This window comes from Virgibacillus sp. LDC1, from assembly GCF_025792345.1.
Taxonomy (GTDB): domain Bacteria; phylum Bacillota; class Bacilli; order Paenibacillales; family Paenibacillaceae; genus Paenibacillus_AQ; species Paenibacillus_AQ lautus.
Window position 1 is genome coordinate 1,808,870 of sequence record NZ_JAOXLZ010000001.1, and the last position, 25,606, is coordinate 1,834,475.

22 protein-coding genes are annotated in these 25,606 nt (G+C 48.0%); 7 read left to right on the plus strand and 15 right to left on the minus strand.

Features of this window, described 5'->3' with window-relative positions; translation table 11 throughout:
• Positions 1-177: 177 nt before the first annotated feature.
• Entirely contained in the window at positions 178-816 is a 639-nt protein-coding gene (locus OHJ21_RS08200; RefSeq protein ID WP_100537209.1) for a TetR/AcrR family transcriptional regulator, read from the plus strand.
• Positions 817-1,164: 348 nt separating this feature from the next.
• Here the strand turns inward: OHJ21_RS08200 and OHJ21_RS08205 are convergent, their stop codons facing one another.
• Positions 1,165-1,692 carry a cupin domain-containing protein gene (locus OHJ21_RS08205; protein WP_100537210.1) on the minus strand — a complete coding sequence of 176 codons (528 nt, stop codon included), beginning with the start codon at positions 1,690-1,692 and terminating at the stop codon, positions 1,165-1,167.
• A gap of 408 nt (positions 1,693-2,100) precedes the next feature.
• Positions 2,101-3,831 carry a biosynthetic-type acetolactate synthase large subunit gene (gene ilvB / locus OHJ21_RS08210; RefSeq protein ID WP_326120924.1) on the minus strand — a complete coding sequence of 577 codons (1,731 nt, stop codon included), beginning with the start codon at positions 3,829-3,831 and terminating at the stop codon, positions 2,101-2,103.
• A 1,043-nt stretch (positions 3,832-4,874) separates the two neighbouring features.
• Between ilvB and OHJ21_RS08215 the strand changes: the two genes are divergently transcribed.
• Complete coding sequence (locus OHJ21_RS08215; protein ID WP_486021010.1) at positions 4,875-5,723, plus strand: helix-turn-helix domain-containing protein; 849 nt, start codon at positions 4,875-4,877, stop codon at positions 5,721-5,723.
• Positions 5,724-5,819: 96 nt separating this feature from the next.
• Positions 5,820-6,692, plus strand: a complete 873-nt coding sequence (locus tag OHJ21_RS08220) for an SDR family oxidoreductase (RefSeq protein WP_326120925.1) — start codon at positions 5,820-5,822, stop codon at positions 6,690-6,692.
• A gap of 439 nt (positions 6,693-7,131) precedes the next feature.
• Here the strand turns inward: OHJ21_RS08220 and OHJ21_RS08225 are convergent, their stop codons facing one another.
• The 4 genes from OHJ21_RS08225 to OHJ21_RS08240 form a co-directional block, all read right to left on the minus strand.
• Positions 7,132-8,307 (minus strand): MFS transporter, encoded by a 1,176-nt coding sequence (locus OHJ21_RS08225; protein ID WP_486019776.1) that lies wholly within the window; start codon positions 8,305-8,307, stop codon positions 7,132-7,134.
• A gap of 129 nt (positions 8,308-8,436) precedes the next feature.
• Complete coding sequence (locus tag OHJ21_RS08230) at positions 8,437-9,504, minus strand: LLM class flavin-dependent oxidoreductase (RefSeq protein ID WP_486019777.1); 1,068 nt, start codon at positions 9,502-9,504, stop codon at positions 8,437-8,439.
• A gap of 151 nt (positions 9,505-9,655) precedes the next feature.
• A complete protein-coding gene (locus OHJ21_RS08235; protein ID WP_100537217.1) occupies positions 9,656-9,937 on the minus strand; it encodes an ArsR/SmtB family transcription factor in 282 nt (93 codons plus the stop codon).
• Between the two features lie 119 nt (positions 9,938-10,056).
• Positions 10,057-10,668 (minus strand): TetR/AcrR family transcriptional regulator, encoded by a 612-nt coding sequence (locus tag OHJ21_RS08240; protein WP_486019778.1) that lies wholly within the window; start codon positions 10,666-10,668, stop codon positions 10,057-10,059.
• Positions 10,669-10,863: 195 nt separating this feature from the next.
• On the opposite strand from OHJ21_RS08240, the gene OHJ21_RS08245 reads away from it, so the two are divergent.
• Both OHJ21_RS08245 and OHJ21_RS08250 read left to right on the plus strand, forming a co-directional pair.
• Positions 10,864-11,643, plus strand: coding sequence for a nuclear transport factor 2 family protein (locus tag OHJ21_RS08245; RefSeq protein ID WP_486019779.1), 780 nt, complete (start codon positions 10,864-10,866; stop codon positions 11,641-11,643).
• 112 nt (positions 11,644-11,755) lie between these two features.
• Positions 11,756-12,937 (plus strand): YhgE/Pip domain-containing protein, encoded by a 1,182-nt coding sequence (locus OHJ21_RS08250; protein WP_486019780.1) that lies wholly within the window; start codon positions 11,756-11,758, stop codon positions 12,935-12,937.
• A gap of 257 nt (positions 12,938-13,194) precedes the next feature.
• Here the strand turns inward: OHJ21_RS08250 and OHJ21_RS08255 are convergent, their stop codons facing one another.
• Positions 13,195-13,362: a dihydrofolate reductase family protein gene (locus OHJ21_RS08255; RefSeq protein ID WP_165789590.1), complete on the minus strand. Its 168-nt coding sequence runs from the start codon at positions 13,360-13,362 to the stop codon at positions 13,195-13,197.
• A gap of 210 nt (positions 13,363-13,572) precedes the next feature.
• On the opposite strand from OHJ21_RS08255, the gene OHJ21_RS08260 reads away from it, so the two are divergent.
• Positions 13,573-14,739 carry an epoxide hydrolase family protein gene (locus OHJ21_RS08260; protein ID WP_486019781.1) on the plus strand — a complete coding sequence of 389 codons (1,167 nt, stop codon included), beginning with the start codon at positions 13,573-13,575 and terminating at the stop codon, positions 14,737-14,739.
• 362 nt (positions 14,740-15,101) lie between these two features.
• Here the strand turns inward: OHJ21_RS08260 and OHJ21_RS08265 are convergent, their stop codons facing one another.
• The 4 genes from OHJ21_RS08265 to OHJ21_RS08280 all read right to left on the minus strand — a co-directional run bounded on the left by OHJ21_RS08265 (position 15,102) and on the right by OHJ21_RS08280 (position 19,577).
• Entirely contained in the window at positions 15,102-15,506 is a 405-nt protein-coding gene (locus OHJ21_RS08265; RefSeq protein WP_486019782.1) for a VOC family protein, read from the minus strand.
• An 815-nt stretch (positions 15,507-16,321) separates the two neighbouring features.
• Positions 16,322-17,545, minus strand: coding sequence for a cytochrome P450 family protein (locus OHJ21_RS08270; RefSeq protein ID WP_100537223.1), 1,224 nt, complete (start codon positions 17,543-17,545; stop codon positions 16,322-16,324).
• 6 nt (positions 17,546-17,551) lie between these two features.
• Positions 17,552-18,181 carry a TetR/AcrR family transcriptional regulator gene (locus tag OHJ21_RS08275; RefSeq protein ID WP_243390690.1) on the minus strand — a complete coding sequence of 210 codons (630 nt, stop codon included), beginning with the start codon at positions 18,179-18,181 and terminating at the stop codon, positions 17,552-17,554.
• A 403-nt stretch (positions 18,182-18,584) separates the two neighbouring features.
• Positions 18,585-19,577, minus strand: coding sequence for a LacI family DNA-binding transcriptional regulator (locus OHJ21_RS08280; RefSeq protein WP_486019784.1), 993 nt, complete (start codon positions 19,575-19,577; stop codon positions 18,585-18,587).
• Between the two features lie 118 nt (positions 19,578-19,695).
• On the opposite strand from OHJ21_RS08280, the gene OHJ21_RS08285 reads away from it, so the two are divergent.
• Positions 19,696-20,481 carry an HAD-IIB family hydrolase gene (locus tag OHJ21_RS08285; RefSeq protein WP_486019785.1) on the plus strand — a complete coding sequence of 262 codons (786 nt, stop codon included), beginning with the start codon at positions 19,696-19,698 and terminating at the stop codon, positions 20,479-20,481.
• 614 nt (positions 20,482-21,095) lie between these two features.
• Here OHJ21_RS08285 and OHJ21_RS08290 read toward each other — a convergent pair.
• The 4 genes from OHJ21_RS08290 to OHJ21_RS08305 are packed head-to-tail and all read right to left on the minus strand — an operon-like array spanning position 21,096 to position 25,575.
• The gene (locus OHJ21_RS08290) at positions 21,096-22,130 is read right to left on the minus strand and encodes a DUF6528 family protein (RefSeq protein WP_486019786.1); all 1,035 of its coding nucleotides are present in this window, start codon (positions 22,128-22,130) and stop codon (positions 21,096-21,098) included.
• A 25-nt stretch (positions 22,131-22,155) separates the two neighbouring features.
• Entirely contained in the window at positions 22,156-23,028 is an 873-nt protein-coding gene (locus OHJ21_RS08295) for a sugar phosphate isomerase/epimerase family protein (RefSeq protein ID WP_486019787.1), read from the minus strand.
• 22 nt (positions 23,029-23,050) lie between these two features.
• Entirely contained in the window at positions 23,051-23,947 is an 897-nt protein-coding gene (locus OHJ21_RS08300; protein WP_486019789.1) for a DUF6528 family protein, read from the minus strand.
• Positions 23,944-25,575, minus strand: coding sequence for an extracellular solute-binding protein (locus OHJ21_RS08305; RefSeq protein WP_486019790.1), 1,632 nt, complete (start codon positions 25,573-25,575; stop codon positions 23,944-23,946). Before OHJ21_RS08305 ends, OHJ21_RS08300 begins: the two co-directional genes overlap by 4 nt.
• Between the last annotated feature and the right edge of the window lie 31 nt (positions 25,576-25,606).

A 25,606-nucleotide genomic window follows, 5' to 3' on the forward strand; every position in this document is an offset into this window, starting at 1 on the left:
TCGTCCTCCCTTTGTATAATCCGTAATCGGATGATTAGGTACAGGAGCGATTATACATCAGTAAATTTATTAAGTAAACAAAATTAATTAATTTAGTTCATTTAATTAATTTCATACATAAAGGTCAGCAAATTTGTTATAATGTGTTTTATAGGCATCAAAGGGAGGTACTTATCCGTGAGAAAAGCTGTGAGTGTAGATACCTATGTGGAAAAAATAAAACCCATTATAAGAAAAACAAAATTCAGCCAACTGAAAGTCGACGATCTCGCAAAATATATGGATATCAGCAAAGTGACACTCTATAAGCATTTTTCCTCCAAAGACGACATCATCGAACAAGTCGTGGATTATTACATTGATTATTCGAAGAAGGCTGACACCGTTGTGAAAGACGATTCCGTCTCTTTTTTGGATCGTTTTCAATTAACATTTTTACAATCTTTAATGTGTGCCGCGTATATCTCTGATTTGTTCTTGCAAGATCTGAAGGAATTTTATCCACAGCATTTTGAGAATCTGTCCGTTGCCCTGCAAAATCGGAATAAAAGCTTACAAACTTTTTTTGAATCCGGTATGGAGCAACAGATTTTCAACAGATTGAATGCCGTGTTGTTTATGGTTCAAGATGACGCTGTTCTGCGACGCTTTATCGAGCCATCTTTTTCGATTCAGTATGATATCACTGTGAAACGAGCGATTATGGATTTCTACTACATGAAGCAGTATCAATTGCTCAAACCTGAATATCTGAAGATGATTGACGACTCCGATATGGAAAGGAAGATCGTTCATATTTTGCAAGCCATTTCGTAAGTAAAGCGTCCATATCCGATTCCGTCTGGACTACATTGCTAGACGTCTTCCCATAAGAGTTGAGCGTTACGCTGAACGTGAATAGACGAATCATGAGCACCTTGATGAATGTAACCTCCCATGATAAATCTGGGACGGACGCTAAAACTAAGAACAACGAATAAAAGCATGCGGTGCCTGGTCGTTTGCAAATTAGGCATAGAGAAGACTTTAAGGGTGTAATCCACGTCTGAAATATTTCAAAAATGCTTGCCGAACGTAAATAACCGCCCTAACGAGCGGTTAGAAAAGCGACGTTCCAGTAACGAATCTAACGTTTTTATTTCATACTCCAAAAGCTATGTTTACTTACGTCGTTCCATGAGCGATTGCTTTCGTTTCATGAACTGTGCCATATGGATGCTCAGGCGGCGCATAGATAACATAAACTTTAAGAGGGCGATTACCTGTATTAGTTATATTGTGCCATTTTCCTGCAGGTATCATAATTGCATAGTCATCGTACGCCATCACTTGAAAATCTAAGTTTTCTCTGCGGTCACCCATTTGAACAAGTCCCTGACCTTCTTCAATCCGTATGAATTGGTCAGTTGTCGGATGAACTTCCAAACCTATGTCTTCACCAACATTAATACTCATCAAAGTTACTTGAAAATACTTGCCTGTCCAAATAGCAGTACGGTAGTTATGGTTTTGTTTGGTTGCTTGGTCAATATTCACAACAAATGGTCTTGTTCCATAATCCTGTAGTGTAATGTTTCCAAATGGATTATGGTTTCGATTGTTCCAATTGAAATAGTGGGGGTTCCAATTGTTATACCAATAGCATTGCATTGGATACTGCCATGGATGCTGATAACCTGAATTAGGGTACATACTTATACTCCTTCTAGTGATTTTCTTATTGACCATTTATCCTATGCAACTGCCTAGTTACAGGTAAGCAAAATGGGCAAATGCCCACTAGTTTACAACGATGAAAAAAGAGGGTTCTCTGCCCCTCTTTTCTATTACCATTTCTTGTCCGCTTTGTATTTCCTTCAGAGGTGTATTCGTATAGTTGAACTGTCCAAACTCTTTTACGCCCCTAGGTTTTCCCTCAAGTTCACCAAACGTATCGCTACTTCGCTCTCCTCCGCGTTACTTCAACGTAAACAGCAGCCGATCACCTTGCCGGCTGCCGTATGTTTCCGAGCTATCATCCCCGTTAACTTATCCCCACCACGTTCCATGCCTGAGCACCGCGGGAGCGGTCCGGAGGCGTAACGACTCTCTTCAGCGCAATTATTCGTCGTACCCTAGAATCATTTGGTCCAGCGGCGTGCCGGCAAGCACCATCGGGTACACGTTCTCATTGGTTGGGATGACGAACTCGACGAGCACAGGTCCTGGCGTCTGCAGCGCCTCAAGCCAGACCTTGGTGGCTTCAGCCTTGTTCGTTGCCCTTAATCCCTTGACTCCGTATGCTTCGGCAAGCTTGACGAAGTCCGGACTGCCCGAAAGATCAATCTGGCTGTAGCGTCGTTCGTACATCAATTCCTGCTGCTGCTTAACCATGCCGAGCACCTGGTTGTTCAAGACCACGATCTTGACCGGAATCTGATGAATCGCGCAAATCGCCATCTCCTGCGCGCACATCTGCATGCCCCCGTCGCCGTTGATCGAGACGACGAGACGATCTGGATTTCCGACTTGAGCGCCGATCGCTGCCGGAAAGCCAAAGCCCATCGTGCCAAGTCCGCCCGACGTGATGAGCGAGCGAGGATGCTTGAAGCGGTAAAACTGAGCGGTCCACATTTGGTGCTGGCCTACATCGGTGGTGATGATTGCCTCTCCTTGCGTCGTCTCGCTAATCATTTCGAGCACATATTGCGGTTTAATGACGGTATCCGAATCGGTATACCGAAGCGGATGCTGCACCTTATACTCTTGAAGCTGCTCAAGCCAGGTGACCGTCTGGGCTGCTTGCGCTTTCGTGTTCGCATAAGCCAGCACGTTTTTAATATCGCCGATGCACGCGAGATCTGTCTTGACGTTCTTGCCGATTTCCGCCGGATCGATATCGATATGGGCGATACGTTTGGCCTGGGGCGCAAATCCGTCCAGTCTCATCGTGACCCGATCATCGAAACGCGAGCCGATCGAAATAATGAGATCCGCATTCTGCACCGCCATGTTCGCAGCATATACGCCATGATGTCCGAGCATGCCCAGCCACAACTCGTCATCGCTCGGAAACCCGCCGAGGCCAAGCAGGGTCGTCGCGACCGGAATCCGGGTAGTGTGGACGAATTTGATCAATTCCTGCGAGGAGTTCGCATAGACAACGCCGCCGCCCGCGATAATAACCGGCTTGCGCGCTTCTGCAATCGCCTCAAGCAGCGCATCCATTTCTGCCGGATTCGGTTCCGGGGCTCCATGGTATCCGCGCAACTGAACCGTGTCCGCTGGTCGATACGCCATCCGCTGGTTGGTCACGTCTTTTGGAATATCGATCAAGACAGGGCCTTTGCGGCCCGTATTTGCAATGTAAAACGCTTCATGGATGATGCGAGGAAGGTCTTGTACATCGCGAACCATGTAGCTGTGCTTCGTAATCGGCATCGTGATGCTAATAATGTCCGCTTCCTGAAAAGCATCCGTGCCCATGAAATTCGTAGATACGTTCCCCGTTATGATCACCAGCGGCACCGAATCCATATAGGCGGTTGCAATCCCGGTCACCAGATTTGTTGCTCCTGGACCGGATGTCGCGATGCATACCCCAACCTTCCCCGTCGACCTAGCATAGCCGTCCGCCGCGTGGATCGCGCCTTGTTCGTGCCGGGTCAAGATATGCTTGAAATCCGGCTGATGTACCATCGCGTCATAGATATAGAGCACATTTCCTCCAGGATAACCGAATACGCACTCTACGCCTTCCTGCAGCAAGCCGCGCAAAAGCACCTCCGAACCGGTGATATATTCCTCTGATGGCGTCGTTGTTTCATTCTTCATTCCTAATTGCTGTTCCATTGGGCAGCCTCCTTTGCAAAATAAAACCCCCTCTCCTCCTGAGCAAACTGACAGCGGTCAGCTCACACAGGGACGAAAGGGGATTTTTTCGCGGTACCACCCAAGTTCGCTGCTACCCTCGCGAATGCAGCCTCATGAGGTAAGGCCGATGCCTTACCTGCGGCGCGTTAACGAGCACCATTTCGGTTAAGCCTACTTGCGGGTATGGAAAGAGACCAGCCGCGCTTTCGGTTAACAGCTCCGAGACGACACCATACAAAGGGTTAAGGCAAAGGTTTCAGCGTTTCCTCTGCTCTCTGGGCATAACCGCCCTTGCCGGCTTTCTCTTCATCGCCTGTTGGTATTAAATAACCCCTTCCTTCCCAAGGCTCGAAGCTACTGCTTGAAGCCTTGGGACGAAAGGGGAATGTTCGCGGTACCACCCAGGTTTACTGCAATCTCGCAATTGCAGTCTCATGAGGTAAAGCCGATGCTATACCTGCAGCATGTTAACGGATGCCAGGCCGGTTGATCCTACTTGCGGGCGTGCAATCACGCCTTCCGCGTTCGGTCAACAGCTCCGAGACGACACTATACATGCATTATGACGGAGGTTTCAGCAATCCCTCCGCTCTCTGGACATAAACGCTATTGCATAGCCTTCTCTTCTTCGCTATATTTTTATTTTTCTGATAGTAGCACAGACTCGACTTTTTTTCAAACCGAATTAATACTAAGCTGCTTTATGATTATTGAGTTCTTGTACCCGGTAAGTTTAACCCATTTATGCTCCAGATGAGAATTCACGTTTTGTAAAATATAAAATTGCCGGCAACACCACATGATCAACAATCGTCAGGCATTGAAATAAAATCCGTTTACTTGGAACAAGACACATTAGAACAATTCAGCGGATTAACAGCCTCCGTACTCGTTATGGTTCTCTTTTGTAGAAACGACATTCAACAGAGACTATAATAATCATGTATAGTGTGCTTTTGGTCTATTTGGTTAATAGCGATATGTATCTTCCATATGAGTAAATAGAGGTGACCCACTTGAAAATGAATCGTTCCTCATCCGCATTGGGTGACTTCCTTAAATCGCGCAGAGAACGGTTGCAGCCTTCAGAGGCCGGGATTCAGCCGCTGCCCGGACGAAGACGCACTCCGGGACTTCGAAGAGAAGAAGTCTCTTATCTTGCCAATATAAGCGTGACTTACTATGCCTGGCTGGAGCAAGGCAAGGAGGTTAATCCTTCGCCGGAAGTGCTGCTAAGTATCAGCAAAGCGCTTCAGCTTGACGAAGACGAGCAGAAGCATCTATTCGATCTGGCCAATGTAGATGTGGCGAGCTTCGTCACAGTGCCAAATAACGGTGGGCCGGATACGGGAGTTCTGCAGAAAATCGTAAATCAACTGCATTATCCTTCTTTTATCACAGACGAAGGTACGGATGTTATCGCTTGGAATCGGGCGGCTGAACTGATCGTAGCCGATTTCGGCAGTCTGCCGGACAACGAACGGAATATGATGGACATTATGTTTTTAAAGCCTGATTACCGCAACAGACTGGTGAATTGGGAAGGCGCTGCCCGTTACTCTGTAGCCATTCTGCGGGCAGGCTTCGATCTTTACAAGAACAACCCGTTATATATGGAACGGTTTGAACGCTTGATGCGGGAAAGCGTGGAGTTCGTACATTTCTGGGAGCTATATGAAATCAAACAAAAACGCGTAGCCACCGCTTTATTCCGTGTTCCTGACGCACAGGAGATGGAGTTCGAGCTCCATTCCGCGGCTGTAATCGATAATGACCCGGGACTGCACTGGTGTTTCTTTGTTCCGGTGCCCGGTTCAGGTACGGAGGAGAGATTATTGCGTTTACTTGAGCAGGACAGGCAGCTACCGTAGACTGTTACTCCCGTTAATAGAATAGACGTGCTGTGGCTAGCTCCCTCTAGTTGTTTGTATAATTCAGTGGATGACAACGAATGGAGGGTGTTTAGCATGCAAACTTGGTTCATTACAGGAGCATCAGGAGGCTTGGGTTCACGTATAACTCGCCAGTTGCTTGATAGAGGGGACCGTGTAGCCGCAACGGTACGCAAGCCGGGGGTGCTGGATGATCTGCAGGCACAGTATGGCTCACAACTTTGGCAGGCTAATTTAGATCTGACAAACTCTCAGCAAATTGCTGAAGTGGTGGAACGTGCATTTTTAGAACTGGGCACGATCGATGTGTTTGTCAATAATGCAGCCTATGGCTTGTATGGCGCAGTGGAAGAAGCAAGCGACAGGCAAATTGAGCATCAGTTTATGACCAATGTGCTTGGCTCCCTGCGTGCAGCGCGTGCAGTCCTGCCCTTTTTCCGTAAGCAGGGCGGCGGTCACATGGTACAGATTTCGAGTATGGCGGGTCATTATTCTATTCCGGGTATGGGACTGTATTGCTCTACGAAATGGGCGGTCGAAGGAGCCTTTGAAGCGCTAGCTAAGGAAGTGGCTCCGTTCAATATTAAGACCACTATGGTGGAGCCCGGCGGAATCCGAACGAATTTCATTACAAGCAACGCCGTATTCGGCGAGCGGATGGACGAATACCGGGATACGGAGGCGGGCCAATTCGTTAGCCTGATGAAGGGAGAACTGCCTGGTATAGATATGAGCATGTTCAATCAAATGGTTGTAGGCGATCCGGATAAAATGGCGCAGCAGATTATCCGCCGAGTCGACCAGGGAGAGGGTCCGATACGTATGGCGTTGGGCAGTGACGCCTATGAGCAAATCCGGGCAGCCCTGCTGGACAGACTCGCCGCTCTGGAAGCACAGAAAGAGCTGGCTCACTCCACTGATTCAGATGATGTGGTAAAACAATTTTAGAGGACACCAAAGAATTCGACATCCACGGCAACTGATATGCTCCTCTGAAGTGCTCTGATAATCGATTAGCAGTTGCTGCAGATTACCGCCATGGATGTACATTATGCACCCGACTCCGAAGCGCCCTCCCATCCTTTAAACGGGAAACGATTCAAGGATCTCAGCTTAAAGCTGAAAGATGGACAATTGATTAACTCCTATCCGCTCCTGCACAAAGGTACTTTTCTTCTGGTGCGGAAATATTACCGTGTATTAATTCGTTTGAGGTGTGTAACTGCCTTCCCGTTGGGTGAACTTGTATTTAGGGCGTCTGAATGAACTAAAATCACGGTACGCTGCACTCAAAAAAACGCAATGTTCTCCATGAGTATGAAAACACCGCCTAAGCGTTATTCAACAACGCTTAGGCGGTATTTTCATTTCTGAGAAAGAAGGTACTTTACGCTCCGCTTTGTTCCGCCGCTGCAGATCGGCGACGCATGGATAAAGAAATAATAGCCGGGATGAGTGCCATTGCGACGCCAACTCCGCCAAACCAACTAACTGCTGCAAGAGAGATGCTTTCTACAACGATACCCCCAATTACAGCCCCTACGGCCATGCCCAACTGCACGATCGAATTGTTCAAACTCAGGACGATCCCCGAAGCCTGAGGAGCCATGCCGATTAAATAAACCTGTTGAACCGGCCCCATCGACCAAGCAAAAAAGGACCATAACATAAGCAAAGGCAACACGAACATGGACGAGTGGGAGAACGCAGTCAGTAACAATAATATTCCGGAGTGAAAGAGCAGGCCCCCAATCATCGTACGGGGGATACCCCATTTATCTGCACCGTAGCCGCCAACTTGGGAGCCTATGAGACTGGCCAGTCCAAACGCAAACAACCCGACGTTGACCATCCCTTCGCTCATCCCCGTAATGTCCAGAAGAAACGGCGTTATATAGGTGTACAGCATCGTATAGCCCAATATCCAGAAAAAACTGATGGAAAGCGCGACAGCGATTCGGGGGCTTTTTAATAAGGCAAGCTGTTCCCGAATAGGAACGGGAGCCTCTCCTTCCGATTTCGGAATCGTAAGCAAAAGGACCGCCATCGCGACCAAGCTTAGGGCCCCGACTCCCGTGAAGATGATTTTCCAATCATGTGAGCCCGCAATGATCCTCCCAAGCGGGACCCCTAGAATAAGTGCGAGGTTAAAGCCCACTAAAACCGTGGCGATAGCGCTGCCCTGTTTTCCAGGATGAGACATTTTGGCGGCAACCGTCATGGCGACGACCATAAATACCCCCGTGCTGATCGCCAAAATAATTCTTGCTCCGAGCAGCATGCCGTAGCCTGTAGTTGTGACAGTGATCAAATTCCCAACGAAAAATAATCCCAAAGCCGATAGCATAAGCTTTCTTCGATCCATTTTTGCCGTAAGTGCAATAAGAATCGGGGTGCCGATGGCATAAGCAAGCGAGTAGACCGTAATCAACTGCCCGGCCGCTACTACCGACACTCCAATATCGCTTGCAAGCTTATCCAAAATGCCGGTAATCACAAACTCCGAAGTTCCGACTAAAAAGCTGACAATAGCCAGAATATAAATTTTCCATGAGTTCCTCATATGTTTCTCCCCTTTTTATTTCTATATTTCTAAATCTATAGAAATCATATTCAAAAAAATGAGTGCTCAAATTGCCGGCTTCATTTCTCTGCCTACTCAGCTTCCTCGTTCCAAGTGTTCGCCTCTGCTTTAGGCGTTATGGTCAGACTTCTGATGGGCGAGCTCCTTACGGACAATCGGCGCTACTTTGGTGCCGAGAAGCTCAATCGTCCTTAGCAAGTCGCGATGCGGCAATGAACTGAAATCGATGTACATCATGAATCGAGTCAAGCCAAGGTTTTTATGCAGCAGCACGATCTTCTCTGCGACATATTCGGGATCTCCGACATATAGAGCGCCGTGAAGGCTGCGGGCTGCATCGTACGAGTCTTGTGTATAAGGAGGCCAGCCTCGTTCCCGTCCAAGCTGGTTCATTTGGGCGGCCATAACAGGGTAATAACGCTTAGCTGCCTCTTGTGCCGTATCCGAAATAAAGCCATGTGAATGCGTAGCAATTTGCAGCTTATTCGGATCGTGGCCGGCTTTCACGGCCGCTTCTTTATAAAGCTCCACCAAGGGTGCGAATCTCTCCGGCGCTCCGCCCAGGATAGAGAAGGTAATCGGAAGTCCCAGCAAACCGGCCCGAACCGCCGATTCCGGGCTGCCGCCCGTACCGATCCAGATCGGCAAAGGCTCCTGCTGTGCACGAGGATAGACGCCCATGTTGTCAATCGCCGGGCGATGACCGCCACGCCAGGTCACCTTTTCGGAAGCGCGAATCTTTAACAGCAGTTCCAGTTTCTCTTCATACAATTCCTCGTAATCTTTCAGGTCATAGCCGAAGAGCGGGAACGATTCGATGAACGAACCCCGTCCGGCCATGATCTCCGCTCGCCCGTTCGACAGACCGTCCAGCGTTGCAAAGTCCTGATATATCCGCACCGGATCGTCCGAAGATAGCACCGTCACTGCGCTCGAGAGCCGGATCCGCTTTGTTGTAGCTGCAGCTGCTGCCAGAATGACCGCTGGCGACGAGCTTGTGTATTCGATGCGATGATGCTCGCCGATGGCATAGACGTCAAGGCCGACCTGATCCGCCAATTGGATTTCTTCGATCGCTTGACGCAGCCTCTGGGCATGCGAGACACCGCCATTTCCGGCATTTGCATGGAGGAAAGTGCTCATTCCAATCTCCATCGTATTCATTTGACCGCTCATAGTTATTCGCTCCTTCTTAATATGGAATAGGGATGATTAGCAAAAATCATTGAAGGATCATTCCAAGTCGATTCGTTCGCTAAAATTACATTTAAGTATGGGTCCCATCATTTCCATTGTTCTAAATATATAGAAATGATTTTTAAAAAAATTACGCCAACAAAAAGGGCGCAAATTTTTCCGCTACTTCTCGATTGACGTTATAGTGAATAAACGATCCATTCTTGCGAGAATCAATCAAGCCAGAGTCCGTCAATTGCTTTAAATGATGCGATAGTGTCGAGCCTGCAACCGATTCAAGCCTTTCACCGACGGCGGTGAAGCATAAATTGCTCTCTTTCGCGAGCAGTAAAGCGATTTTCAGCCGGGTTGGTTCCCCCAAAGCTTTATACACTTTAACCGCTTGCCCGATATCTTCTTGATTTTCTCCCACTGTTTCCACCTCCCCGAATATCTTCGTCAGTTCTATAACTATCGAAATCAATATTAGCACCATGTCGTTCAAATGTAAAGGGCGTATTGGTTCTGTGACTCGATCAAGGATTACCCTCGCTAATTTTTTTCCTCGACTGCGATGCCGGCAGCTCTTAAATGGCCGTAGGCAACGATTCGACTAAACTGAGATGAAACTTCATCTGCAGGAAGGGGTTTATCGTTTTTAATCCACCAAATTGCAATCCCCATGAAAGACGATCCGAGGTATTCGAGCAGCAATTCCTTGGATATCGCTAATGGGGAGTTTCCCTGAGCAGGTTTCCACCCCTCCATTAATTTATCTTTAATGATATTCTCCATTTTCGCTTGAAACTGATAGATTCTATTCTCTTCAATTAACATGGAATGATAAAAGGTCATATTTAGGGAAATATGTTCCAGTACAGTTTGCATGACTGTTTCGAGTAGAGAAATACTGAAAGGATTCATGCTGATGGGACAAAGAACGACCGCATCCTTTAATTCGCTCAACAATTCATTCATACATGTATCTAATAAATCAGGTTTATTTTGGTAGTGGAGATAAAAAGTGTTTCGATTGATCATAGCCCGATCGGCAATATCCTGGATCGTTATCGCTTCATATCCCTTTTCCCGAATAAGCTCATAAAACGCTTTTCGAATCGATTGTTTCGTGCGCAGTATCCTTAGGTCGGTTTTCTTGTTCATTATTTTCGTTCCCCCTAAATTTATTTTTAGGTCGTTAAGCGACAAAGTTTTATGAGTTGTCTGTTATACTTCAAAACTAAAAATATTAAATATTGAGCGTTGTATTAACCTCTATTATAATGAGCATCAGATAAATAAACAACATACTGTTCATTATTTATCTAATGACTAAAAAAATCCAAGGAGGATATTTCAATGACATCCAACCATCAAAATGATCTTGTTCGTAAGGCAGTCGCCGTACTGGAAAGTTTTGAGAGCGGCAACCCCGAAGCGATTACGTCTTACGTTCATCCAGATCAATATATTCAGCACAATCAGGCCTTACTCGATGGTCGTGAAGCCATGCTTGGCGCACTTGATCATTTAAAGGAGCTTGGTACAAAGGTAAGCATTAAGCGGACTTTAGTCGACGGAAATTATGTTGCTCTTCATTCTGTATATGATTTTCACGGCCCTAAAATCGTATATGATATCTTCCGTTTTGAGAATGGACTAATCGTTGAACATTGGGACAATTTGCAAGAGATGGTGGAGAAGACACCAAGCAATCATACGATGATTGACGGACCGGTTACGATTAAGGATATCGACAAGACGGATGCCAACAAAGCATTTGTCAAAAGCTATGTTGAGAACATCTTGCTCGGGAAGAACCCTGACCTGCTTGCCTCTTACTTTGATGGAGATAACTACATTCAGCATAGTCCGCATATTGCAGACGGTCTTTCCGGTCTTCACGCTGCTTTGCAGGCTCTGAAGGAGAAAAATATTGAGTTTGAATATACTCATGTCCATCAAGTAATCGGACAAGGCAATTTTGTTCTTACAGTAAGTGAAGGTCTATTTGATGGTCAACATACTGCTTTCTACGATTTGTTCCGCGTAGAGGATGGAAAGATCGCTGAGCATTGGGACGTAATCGAGGCCATACTGCCGGAAGAAAAACGAAAAAATTCAAACAGTAGATTTTGAAGTTTGTGTAGCTGAATCGGAAGAAAGACATCACCGAATTTAAGTACGGTGATGTCTTTCGCTTCACGAATGTACTTGAGTGATAAATCGTGTAATCAAATGGAAAAGGATCATGAAAATGCTGACACAAAAAATGATGTGGCTGGGAATGGTGCTCGTCCTGATCGTGTTGATCGTATTCGGGTTAGCGATGATGGGATCGGTGCTTGGATCGAAGTCAAAGGAGCTCCCGGTGGCCCTCGTTATCCTGGACCAGCCGACGGAGCTGTCGACTGGAGGAACGTTTGCGGTAGGGGAAATAATCCAGGAAAAGTTGTTGACGAACCCGGCAATGCCCTTCGTCTGGCATGTCGTGGATTCCGAGCAAAAGGCTCGGGAAGGACTGGATAAACGCGAATATTACGGAGCGATGGTGATTCCGGCGGATCTGAGCAGTGGTTTACTCTCGTTAGCAACTCACTCGCCGATTCACCCTAATGTGAAAATCATCTCTAACGAGGGTATGAACCCCCAAGCCTCGATGGTCGTAAGTCAGGCAATGGGGCAAGCGTTGAAAATGATCAACGGGGAACTGTTGCAGCAGCTGCTTGGGCAGATCGGACAGCAAACGGAGCATATTCCGGTTCAATCGGCTAAAGCTTTAATGACACCGGTGAACGTTCAGGAGGAAGTCGTGCATCCACCGGGAGCGAATAATGCGTCGGGGAATGCGCCGGGTTTGTTTACCCAGATTATATGGATCGGCAGCATGGTGACCGGAGTCGTCTTGTTCCTGGCTAGCCAGAAGGCGGTCGCCGCGGGTTCAAGGAGATGGACCGTCAGCGCGCTGCAAGCTATCGGGGGGCTTGTGGTCGTCGGCATAGCCTCGTGCTTCACCATATGGATGGCTTCGTCGTGGTACGGCATGGAACTGGCGAACGTCGGGGAGACGTGGTTGTTCTTATGGTTGGCTGGATCGGCGTTCTTCTTGTTGCAATCCTCCTTGCTGAATTGGATCGGATTCCGGGCAATACCGCTGCTCGTACTTCTGATGTTCTTCTCCATGCCGCTGCTGAACATGGCTCCGGAGTTCTTGTCACAGACGACGCGAGATTGGATCTATTCGTGGACGCCACTGTGGTTCGCGGCAGGAGGGTTACGGGAAGTAATGTACTTCGGCGGACTGGACGCAGCTCACTCAAACGCCTTGATTTTGTGGGGCGTCGCCGTGGGATTTTTGGTCCTGCTGCTCGCTTCCGGATTTAAGGCCGGTCGAGCAACAGATACGCCCCCTTCTTCTGTTACAGGTGATTAATATAAAGCTAAGAACAATCCACGTTGCGTTGTCGGTACTTGGTTTGGATAAAGTGGTTCTATAGGTTTGTTGGACGAAATCATGCGCACGAGATTAGCACGGTCGTTTCCTAAGAATGAGTGGCAGGGATTTGACTCTTTTTGGCTGAAAATCGCTCAGCGTACAAAATTTCCGAAATGCCTATCAAGTGAGTATGTTCTTGTCGTCTTGCAATTCATGCAGCACTTACTACGCTGTTTTATTGAACTTTCGCCCCTTTAGGTCGCTGGGTTAACCGCAAAACTAAGCTGGAACGTATAGGACAACCTGATCACCTGCTCGCCAGTTCGATCGCTTGCCACGAGGCGCAGCGGCGGCCACGGACCGCCGAAGAACGGCTTGCCGTGACCCAGCACGACTGGATGAAGATATACAAGAAAGGGCACCCTCCCAGGTCCCCTTTTAATTCTGCCGTTAAAAATGGTTTTAGCCCCAGCGAAAAAGCTTGTGAGAGGGAGGTCGAAAGTATACGCATTTCAAATTTAATAAGAAATATTATGCCTTGTATGAACCCTGACATAACGTTGTCAGGGTTCGTTATTTAATATAGATATAGTAAATAAAATTAATGTAATTCATTTTAAGGAGGAAATTCCATGACCAATTCAAGACAAATCAGTTCCGAGGGAAGAACAGAAATTCATCCTTACCGCATTTCCATACTGCAAGAAGATCTTGATGATCTTCGAAATCGGTTGTCCCAGACTCGTTGGCCGGATGCGTTGGGCGAAGCTGGCTGGAAATATGGGGTTTCGCTGGATTATGTGAAGGAGTTAGCAGCCTATTGGCAGAAGGAATATGATTGGCGTAAGTTTGAAGCTCGCTTGAATGCATACCCACAGTTCCTTACGAATATCGATGGTGCCAACATTCATTTCCTGCATGTTCGTTCGCCTGAGCCTGACGCATTTCCACTACTGCTTACACACGCATGGCCCAGTTCGATTGTCGAGTTCTTGGAGCTAATCGGACCGCTCAGCGATCCGCGCAGTCACGGCGGTGATCCGACCCAAGCATTCCATCTGGTCATCCCTTCCATTCCTGGGTTTGGGTTCTCGGGGCCATTCCTTGAAGGCGGATGGGATATAGCCCGCATATCTAAAGCATGGGATACATTAATGAAGCGCTTGGGATATACCGAATATGGTGCTCATGGCAGCGATGCCGGTGCCCTTGTGTCCAGAGAACTTGGAATTCAGAAGCCGGACGGTCTTCGGGGCATACATGTGCTGCAGCTGTTTTCATTTCCATCGGGAGATCCGGCGGAGATGGTGGACTTATCGGAAAAGGATCAGCTTAAGCTTCAATTTCTAGCGAATTTCCAAATGAGGGCGGGTTTCAATGCGATTCAATCCACACGCCCGCAAACACTCTCCTATGGACTTGCGGACTCGCCGTCAGGTCAGCTTGCTTGGATTGCCGAGTTATTTTGCGGTTTCGGGGACCATGTGGACTTTATTGACCGTGACGCATTCCTAACGAATGTCACTTTGTATTGGCTGACGAATACGGCGGAATCATCCGCTCGCTTGTATTATGAGAATGCGCACAACCACGGCCAGGAGACGCAGGGGCCGAATACGATTCCGACAGGTGTAGCTGTGTTCGGAGATGATTTTAAATCGATAAGGCGCTTTGCTGAACGTGACAATACCAATATCTTGCAATGGTCAGAATTTGAACGCGGAACCCATTTTGCTGCGATGGATGCGCCGGACCTTCTAATCCCTGACATCCAGGCTTTCTTCCAGAAATTTCGCTAACACTTAACGATATTGACGGGTAAAGGATGGGAGCTACTAACATGGACTCAGTAAAAGAAACGCTAACTGAAGGTAAGTACTCAGTAACCGCGAGTTGATTCGCACCTTGCCCGCAAGGCAGATGCTGCTTAGCCGTGGGGAGCTTCCTGTCTCAAAAGCTGATTTGATTTCTTAACGGATCAAATTACCGTCTGCGAGAACAACCGTGATGTCAGTTGGTCACGAATACATGGATTCGCTCAAAGTGAAGTTACCGCATGGTAGCATGACGGAGTACTTATACAGCAAGGGTCTTGGCAAAAAATTCAGGGCACCGTCGCATGGGTGCCCTGAATCATGGTGTTCGGTTATGTCCCCAAGAGTTACCCCCTGCCGCTGAACCGTTTGATCGCTTCCTCAGTCACCGGCTGGAAGAGGTTAATGAGGTTGCCGTCGGGATCACGGAACAACACAGCACGGTTCCCCCACGGCATCGTGGTCGGTTCCTTTACCCACTCGTCGACAAACGGCTTCAAGCGCTCGTATTCGGCATCGACATCGTGGACTCGGAACTCGAGGATGACAGTGTGATTGTCGGCCGCCACTGCGGAACCAATGCCGAACAGTGGCACCGTCTGGGAGTGACCGATCGCCAGAGTGCACGATGGCACAACGAGTTCGGCAAAGGCAGCCGCGGGACGTTCCGCCGAAACACCCATGACTTTCTCATAGAACTCAACAAGACGATCCACATCGTCGGTAATGATACGTACAGAAGCAAAATTCATAAAATACCATCCTTCCTACCTTCTATAATAAATGATACGTACCATATCATTTTTTGGGCAAGAACAAGCTCTCCACCCCATTATGTTTACATAATCGATAATAAAATAACGCTACTGACAACGGGATGTCAGTAGCGGTTTAACGCTTTCGGGTATTCTCTCTGCTAATGTTGATACCGCCCCGTTGTCTCGCATGCACCTGTGTTCGATGCGAGCCCCAATTCATCCACCTGCAGAAGCTCTCTTTCAGACGTCAGGCCAATGATTGCCATTCCGCTTGACATGGAATTGCACTTGTCTATCACCGGTGCCACCCTACTATTCCCGGTGTTGCTGCCATCTCTGACTCTCTGGTATGAATATTTTTACTCATAAATTAATAGATCCAGGATTATATTTGAACTGCAGTCACAATGTTATAAAAAGCCGCATAATCAGCGGCTTCTAATGTTACTATGTTTATGTCACCCGACACTTGTCTTCCGACTCAATATGCTAAGGCTGATATTGTGTAGTGCCGTATATTGGTTTCCTTTGGTGCCAAAGGTTTTTTGACGTTCTCCGCTTGCAGTATTGTTTTCATGAGATATCTGCTTCAGCTTTGTTGTATTCGTAACTTATCGCTTACACCCCTCATGTTATATTCCGAACCTTTCAGCATGTTAATCCCAACCTTACAGCAACCTTAAATAGATAAAAGGCGGAAAATACCGGAGAGCGCTTGGGCGCGCCCTCCACATGAAATGAACTCCAAAAAATAAAAAAAGTCCGCAGCATATCGCGGACTTTTCCACTAATATGAATATGAAACAGCATTAGAAACGGACTGGAAGGCTCACCAAAGATCGCAGCGTGCTGTAATGATATGTCAAGTCCTCTGGATTAACGTCAAGACGCAGGTTGGGAAAACGCCGCAATAGAGAGCTGAACGCGATTTGCCCCTCCATACGGGCAAGGGGCGCCCCTAGGCAAAGATGGATTCCTCTACCAAAGGCCAAATGATCGATCTCTTGTCTTGTGATGTTCAGCCACTCAGGCCCGTCAAATCGGCTTGCATCCATATTCGCTCCGGCCAGTGAAACCACGACCATCTCGCCTTTTCGAATTTGTGTGCCATGTATTTCGATATCTTCAACCGCGACCCGGCTCGTTATCATGATCGGACCCGCATACCGCAACAGTTCTTCAACCGCAGCCGGCATAAGGGCCGGTTCCTCCTGAAGGAGCCGTATTTGTTCGGGATTTTGAAGCAGCGCCAGGGTTCCGTTACCGATCAGATTCACGGTCGTTTCATGTCCTGCCGTAATGAGCAGCCATATGGTGGAGAGCAGCTCGTTCTCGTTGAGCTTATCTCCCTCATCATAAGCCTGGAGTAACCCACTGATGACATCGCTCCCGGGGTGCTCTCTCTTTTCGGAAATCAAAGATTGAATGTAGTCAGTAAACTCCTGAAGGGCTCCTTGAACTAAACTTTCTTGGCCGGGGTTTAGCGCAGCCCGGGCCAGCCTGTGGGTCCACTCGCGAAAACGTGCCTGATGATGGCCGGGGATCCCCAGCATCTCCGATATCACGATGATAGGCAGCGGATAAGCAAAATCCGAAATGAGTTCCATCTTGCCCCGGGTGGCTACCTTATCCAGCAGCTCGTCGGCAATTTGTTGGATTCGCGGACGAAGCTCTTCAATCATACGGGGCGTAAATGCTTTGGAGACCAAACGCCGCAGCCGGGTATGATCGGGAGGATCCACCGTGAGCATATTGGGCATATTCTTGAACCATTCAAGCAATTCATTGACGGAGCTGTTCTGGGGTGAGGCTTTTTGCGGTGAAGAGTACTTTCGCCGATCCGAGAGGAACCGGGGGTCCTTTAAAATTACCGAGACATCCTCATACCGAAAGGCTACCCAAGCTTCGCCCATGCCAAAAAAGTCATCAAGCCGATAAAGTCCTTCCTGATGTTGGGTCAGCTTTTGGTAAAACGCATTAAAATCACGCATTGTGTCCGGCGATACAAAATCGTTGCTTGTTATGCCTTTCACGGCTGATCACCTCTTTACTTTGTTTTCCATACCGAATCGGATCATGTCACAAAAAGCGTTCAGTTCCTTCATAAGGCTGCGGGTATAGGTTTCATCAATATGGTTCCTACCTTTCGTCTCCTCCAGAAACTTCGTTTCGAAATGTCTGGTAACGGCCATGACGAGCTCGAATGCATGCTTGCGGTTTATGCCTTCGCGAAGCGGCACCTTGTCGAAAAGCCTTACGAGCATCGCTTGACGGGTTTCGCTGACCTGACCGTACTTATCCTCGACTTCCTCCTTCAAGCCATCGGGTGTGGCATAAAATGCTTCAAATACTAACTTCCATTCATCAGAATGCTCTCGAAAATAGTTGAGCTTCGCATGGCTTAACTGAGAAATGGCTGTAAAAAAATCGGTGTCTTCCGTCCACTCATCGTAATGGATGCCGGTTCGGACTTTCTCAAAGCAGTGGTCAACTAAGCTAAGATACAGTTTCTTCTTACTCGTGAAATGATGAAAGATCAAAGCTTTGGAGATACCAGCAGCTTCCGCCAACATTTCAGTTGATGTATTCTTGTAACCGTTGCGGGCAAACACGGATAAGCAGGCTTGCAAAATCTTCTCCCGTTCGTAGAGCTGTATCGGCAGATTCATCACCTCTTTTTGAATTTGCTGACCAATTGGTTAGTAAGATCATACAGGATGCTGACCTGTCGGTCAATATAAATGAAAAAAACCACCTGGGGAGAGCAGAAGGATTTATTGAGGTTACGGTTCAATGTCCTCAATCTCAATCGGCGAGTGGAGATGTTGTTCCGCATAATCGATGGATTGGCGAAGCAGCTTAAGCGTCTCCAGGATCTGGCATCTCCTTTCTCCATCAATGTAAAAGAACCACTGAATATCTTCTTGTTTAGAAATGCTCCATTTTGTCTAGACATTCAAGTACCACAACGAGAGATCTAGTCACGGTTCAATTCCTCTTCCGACATGTATCATTCCTGACCGATAGAAGGATTTCGCTATCCTTCTTTTTTTGTCTTTCACTTCACTTTTGTTAAGTGGAATTACGTATAATCAGCGAACTCTTGTAGGTTTTCGCGATAGGAGCAGATCGCATCCCCTTCAATCTCCGGGTAAGACATTCTGTAACATCCCTGACCATATCGGGAATACAATTGGTTAATGTGGTCAGTTCCGGATTCGTCATCAATCCCACAGGATGGTTATCAAATCCGATGACGGACATTTCTTGAGGCACGGATATCCCCTTTTGCTTTGCTGCTTTCAATAAACCTGTAGCTACAAAGTCACTACCTGCTATCATTCCATCCGGCAATTGATCAGAAGTAAATAATTGTTCTCCCAAGGCATAACCATCTTCCATCGTCACCAGATCCGTATAACATTGTGATTTCGTACACTCTAGGCCGAATTGTTGGTGAGCCAGTTGAAACCCGTTCCATCTTTTCTCTTGCAATAGTGTCAGGTGATCCATACAGAAAAACAGATGACGGCGCCCCTTGGACAGCAAATATGCTGTCGCTTGAAAGACCGCATCTTCTTCATCCAATCGAAAGACATCGAGAAACTCTCCGTCCATCGCTTCGTTGCAAATGATTCCAATGTAAGAACCTATATATTCTTTAATTTCTCTCTCCGAGAAATGGGAATGAGCAATAACCACGGCATCCATTTCTCGACGTAACAATCGGGCATACACATCAAGTTCATGCTCGCGGGATAATTCGGTCTGATAGATGACAAGTTGATACCCCATTGAGCCTAAAGATCGACTTAATGCACTAACAAGCTGACTGAAATAGGGATGCTCCACATCCGGGACAAGCACACCGATATGATTGCTTGCCTGTAGACGCAACTGAACCCCTTGCGTATTGCGGACATATCCTAGCTCCGTAATGGCTTTCTGTACTTTTTGTCTGCTTTCAACAGATACGTGTGGATGGTCGTTTAACACACGTGATACCGTCGACTTGGAGAGACCGCTTACACGTGAAATATCAATTATGGTGGGCAAAATTAACACCTCATCTAAAGTATTGACCTGGGAACGTTCCCTGCAACTATGATATCGTTAACAAACTGTAGGAGGAGTCACACTCATGGAAGTCATCTATACCCCCGCTGTAACCGAATATCTGATATTGTTTGATTTTGACGAAACGTATTACCCGCATGAATGTTTGCCTGAACAACTCAACATGGTGTACGAACTGGAACAATACCTCCAGCAGCTTGCCAGAAATCATCAAGTAAAGATAGCTTGGGTCACCGGAAGCAGTGTTCAGCAAATACAAGCAAAAATGAAAATAGCCGGTATGACGCAGCTCCCCCATTTTATAGCGAGCAATCTGGGCACAGAGATGTGGGAAGTCGAGCCTGACGGACAACTGGTCACTGTTCCTTCCTGGGCAAAAATTATAAGGGCATCCGGATTCTCTCGAAGAGATGTAGAAGATTTAATTAGCGAATTAAAATCAACATTCAACATTGTCCTTCACGAACAGACTCAATTTGGTCAATCCGGATATAAAATGAACTACTATTATTATCCGGTATCAGCAGCCAGAACCCAATATGATATTAGTGTCATCAGGCACCTGGCTGCAAATCACGGGATCGGAATTAATATCAATATTTGCAATCCTAAGGCGGGTGATCCGGAGCACGCATATGATGTCGATTTTATCCCCGCAGGAACTGGAAAGAAAGCGGCTGTGCAATTCCTGATGGATTATAGTCAGGTACTCCTGTCCAAAACATTGGCCTTCGGTGACAGTGGAAATGACATCGAGATGCTTCGGATGGTTGCCCATGGATATCTTCTCCAGAACGCTACGGCAGAGGCAAAGTCATGCCACAACAACGTTGCCCCTTATCCTTACGCCGAGGGAATTTTGCATGTATGCAGAAATTTTTTTGGGGAGTAATTCATATTATGCCGTTTGCTCAGCTGTTGTACAATACAAATACCGCCGTTTTCCTCTACGGAGAAGGGCGGTAGTAAGAGCGGTGAGATCATCTATAATAACAAAATAGTAATAGCCATAAGACTTTCAAGATTCATGAATGATTCCACTGTTTCTCTTCGTGATCCTTTATACAGACTAGTTGCACAACAAGCGCTTGTTGTCCGGGGGATCGTGAAAGGATTCGTTCGTTTTTAATTTTCTACACAAAAGCCACGCTATCCTGCCCGTTAGCTTAATGAAATTGTATGGAAATATGGTTAGATACTAATCTAATCGGTAATCGGCTCATGTTTTTGTCCTTTACGGCAATCGGTACAAGTTCTTGTCCTCGACTCGGGACAAGAACTTATACCGATAAAACAAAAAAGACGCTAAAATAGCGACTTTCTATGGAAATATGTTCTTGTCCCTCGTCATTTGTGTCAGTCAATAATCAACATTCGATTGCCTCAAAAAGATCGCTCAAGCACATTGCTTGAATGATCCTAATCCTGCATATGCTCCTGTACGCCTGATAGACTCTGACTTGTGGTGACACTGGCGAGCCGGTTGTTTTAACTACAGATCTTCACCTACTGATAGTTCGGATTCATGATCCGTGCTTTGTAAAATGCAGCACCGGTCTTGGTACGTGTTGCACTCGGAAGGAAAAAGTCTGCCGAGTCCGTACACCACGTGTACAGCGTACACCCGCCGACCGGATTTTTCGCAACATCCGCGACCGTTTGCACCACCTGTCCAGATGACTGATTACCGACGGCTTTCACGCCTACCCGGCTGATCTCGTCTGCTCCCGGATACGTAAGGTCGAGTGAATTGGTCGATTTGACATATTGATATACCTTCCCGCCCGATGCCACCCACATCCGGTCAAGATCCCCATATACCGGCTGTATGTCATGTCCATTCAAGCGAGCAACATCCAGCCGAACATGCTCGGTCAGCGTCGGGTTCGCGGCTGTTCCTCCGACCTTCAACCCAACGATCGCCCCATTTCCCAGGCTCCACAATATTTCATTGTGCGGATCCCAGGATACCCCATGTGCACTCTCCAAACGATACTCTGCGTATTTCGTTGAATGGCAGCGCTGTGACGACATGTATATCCGTACCCAGCCGCCCGTGCTTGCTGCAACGGCAATGTTGCCATTAGGAAGAAGCTCGGCGGAATGGGGATTGCCTCCTACGTTCGCTGCCCATAGCTTAAAGTCTCCAGCAGGATACGGAATGATAGCGGCCAGTCCCCTTGAATCGGTAACGAGCATAACCTGAGTTCCGAAGAAATCACTATTTCGGATCCGCGCTTCCGTCGGCAGCCCCCAATTGGCGGTGAACTCAGCGAAGCCATTGGAGGCACTGGGGGCCCAAGTCCATTTGACGGCACTGGGATCATTCCAATCGGAGACGCCGGGATCCATCACCAATATTTTTTGGGAAGCTTGGTCGCTCATGGCGATATCATAATCCTCTTGAAGAGACGAGGATGCGTCCACCCACCTAAGGCTCTGGTGATCTCCGACAAGAAACAGAATCAGGACTGTCAGCGCGAAGCCGGCAGCAAGCTGCATATGACGCAGCCGGGATACGATTTTTTTCCGCTCATTCATATGGTCCCTTCCTCTCCTAATGGGATTATGGATATTCAGCAGCCTCCGGATAAGCAAGATCATAGCCTTTGATCAGCTGTTCCCAGCACGCTGCCAATTCCGAAGGATCAGGTCTGCGAACCTCGAACATAAACGGGCCCTGATAATCATGCAGAACCAAAGCTCGCAGCACCTCGTTCCACCGGATCGAGCCCATGCCCGGCATCCAGTGTCTTTCATCCTTACCGTCGCAATCCGACATATGAACCGTAAAGATCCGCTTGCCCTGTTCGCGGATGAAAGCCTCCGGCGCCTCCTTCAGCAGGTGGTTGACATCACAGCATATGCCTAGCCTAGGATCTGCAGCGAGCAGATTACCGATCTCCCGCCCCGTATTCCCAAGACATGTGCGTGGCAAGCATTCAACCGCGATCCGTATGCCAAGGGCTTCCGCTTCATCTGCCAGCACCGATAATGCCCCCCTGCACGCTTCCAGCCGGCCGGGACGTTCCTCCTCCGAAATCGGCTCCCAGCTCGGGTGGAGCACGACCATGGGGATCCCCCATTCATGGGCAAGCCGCATCAGCCGGCATAATAAGCGGGATGCTTCTGCCGATGCCGCTTCGTCGACGGTCGATATATCAAAGACGGGTCCGTAGGGAAGATGCAGCGTCCAAATGTTCATCCCAAGCTCTCGCATGTTCTCGATCCAGGAGTTGCATATGATTTCATTCGCCGGATTGAACAGATCGAAGGCATCGTTGCGCCAAGCCAGCTCGATACACGTGATACCGGCTTGACGAACAGCTTCAATATCGACATAACCATTGGCCCAATCATTTAACGACAGCGATGTTCCAAGCGGCCATCCGGAAGGATGAACAGAATGAGCTTGCCGAATCCTCTGTCCTGAAGTCATAATAACCTCCCTCCATTTCCAATCATTTGTTGGACGAATACCCTGGCGTCCAAATTCTTGCCTTGTATATCGCGGCTCCTTGACGCATCCGATTCGGAGCTCCGTGAAAGCGGATCTCGTCCGTCGTCCATTCATAAAGTCCTCCCGGCTTCGGCGAAGTGGATACGATCAAGCCCGACGGCTGATTGCCGATGCTCTTCACATCATGCCGATCCATAAACGAGCAATCAGCATTTTCACGGTCAAACTGTCCGGATGATATTACGTACTGATAAACGTGCGAAACTGTAGTGATCCATAGACGATCGTCGTTTCCCCACACGGGATGAAGATCATGGCCATACTTGGTCGGCAGAGGGACTCGATCGTCCACCACGATTTTGGGTTGATCATCCGTTCCTTCCAGCCGGAGAGCGACCAATTCGTTATCGCCTAGCGCCCATAACACGCTTCTTCGAGAATCCCAATGCACGCCATGCGCACCTAGAAATGGAATCTCGACATAATCTTCACAAGTTGGCCCTTGGGAGGAAGCGTAGACTCTGACCCATCCGGCTGTACTGGCCGCTACGGCCAAATTCCCGTTTGGGAGCAGCTCGGCGGAATGAGGATTACCTCCTACATGGACACCCCATATGAGAGATTCTCCACCGGGATAAGGAACGATCGCTGCTAGTCCGCGAGAATCCGTAACGATCATGCATTGTCCCCCGCGGATCGGATCATGCCGAAGCTTGACATCGGTCGGCAGCCCCCATGCCTGGAGGAGCTCGTTGCATCCGTCCACGTCATGGAGAGACCAGGACCAAATCTCGGATTCATCTGCGCTCCAATCGAGTGCTGAAGGTGAGAATACTAGGATTCGATGGCTTTTTTGGTCAGTGCAGGCAATCGGATAATCCTTGGTCATGCCGCTCATTTGTCGAGCCCCTGCTCCCGCACAGCCTCATTTACTTCCTGTATGGCCTGCGATAGGCCCTTGTTCTCGTACCCCTGCACTATGCTCTCCCACATGGCTACCGGGTCCTCCTTGGAGAGCATGACCCGCGTCAAATCCTCCGTCGGATTTATGGTGCTCAATTTCGATTTGGCCGGGGTATACAGCAGTTCCAGTTGATAGTTGGTCGGCACAGGAACATGCTCGGCAATCCGCTGCTTCAGTCCCTCCCTCGACATCCTCGACAGCTTCTCTCCATATGCGATATTGTTGACTTCACTCTCTACGAATTCGAGCTCTTGTCCCCAAGCTGCGAGTGAGCCAAACAGGTTGAAGGACGGATACAAGCTGCCAATCGTTTTAATTTCGCCCTCTTCATTCTTTTCGCGCGTAATCGTAATCTTCTCGCCTTCCATGGTATAGTCCTTTCCTTCAATTCCATACTGCTTATCCCTGATAAATTCATCAGAAAGCAAATAGTCATAGATTTGCAGGATTCGGTCCATCTTCTCGTCGTTCACTCGGGCACTGAAATAGCTTTCCGACCAAAAGGTAACAGCCGTGTAGCGATATCGGTTGCCGTCATCCGATTGCCAGCTCACCGGAATGATGTGGGCAATATCCTCAAACTTCGTGTCCTTGTTGTATTTGCTCCACGCCGCATTGAGCTTGGCTAAACCGTTAGGGGTTGCCTGCATGGAAATCGCGCCCACCTTACCCTGACCGAATTTTTCAATCCCGTCATTTGTCTTCATGATGGCAAAATCCGGATCGATCGCGCCCTCCGTGAACAGCTGGCGCATCTGCTTGACCACCGTCTTCATCTTATCGGAGGCAAAGTAAGGAATGTACGTTCCATCCTCCTTCACCCATGAGCTGTTCAGCAGGTGTGGAAAGGTGCCTCCGGCGATGGGAGCCAGCATCGCAGCCGACCGGAAGGTAAGCCCAACTGTATCGTTTTTTCCATTTCCGTCCGGGTCATCCTTGGCAAAGGCCTTCAGCATATTCAAATAATCATCGTAGGTAACGGGATCTGCAATCCCAAGCTTCTCCATCCAATCCTTGCGGACGATCAAGGAACGTTCCATCGCCCATGTATCATAGTCCCGGTATGTCAGACGCGGAATCATGTAGGCCTTCCCGTCCACTCGAAGCGACTTGGTTTCATCCAGCGAAAGCACCTTAGCTACATTCGGATAGGGACTGAGATCGTCCGGCAGTGCGCGTATGATCCCCTGCTTAATCCAGGAATAATACGTCTCCGAGTTGATGATATCGTGGCTGAACACGTCGGGAAGCTCGCCGGAGGCGCTCCACAGCTGATATTTCTCCTTGTAATCCGAATAACTGATCACTTTGTCAACGAATCGAACATTGAATTTGCTTTCGAGCTTTTTCAAATATTCGTCCGTTTCTCGGTTTGGAAAGGCCAGCCCGATGTTAAAAAATGAGACGGATATGTCCAGTTTCTTCCCGTTCTTCCCTTCCCCCGATCCATCGTTTCCCCCAGCCTCGCCATTGCCTGACTTCCCGCTGCAGCCTGAAATTACAAGTGCGATGATCATGATCGCAATCACGACGGATCTTCCTTGCCATCGAACCTTTTGCATCGTACAACCTCCCCAAGTATATTCGTGAACC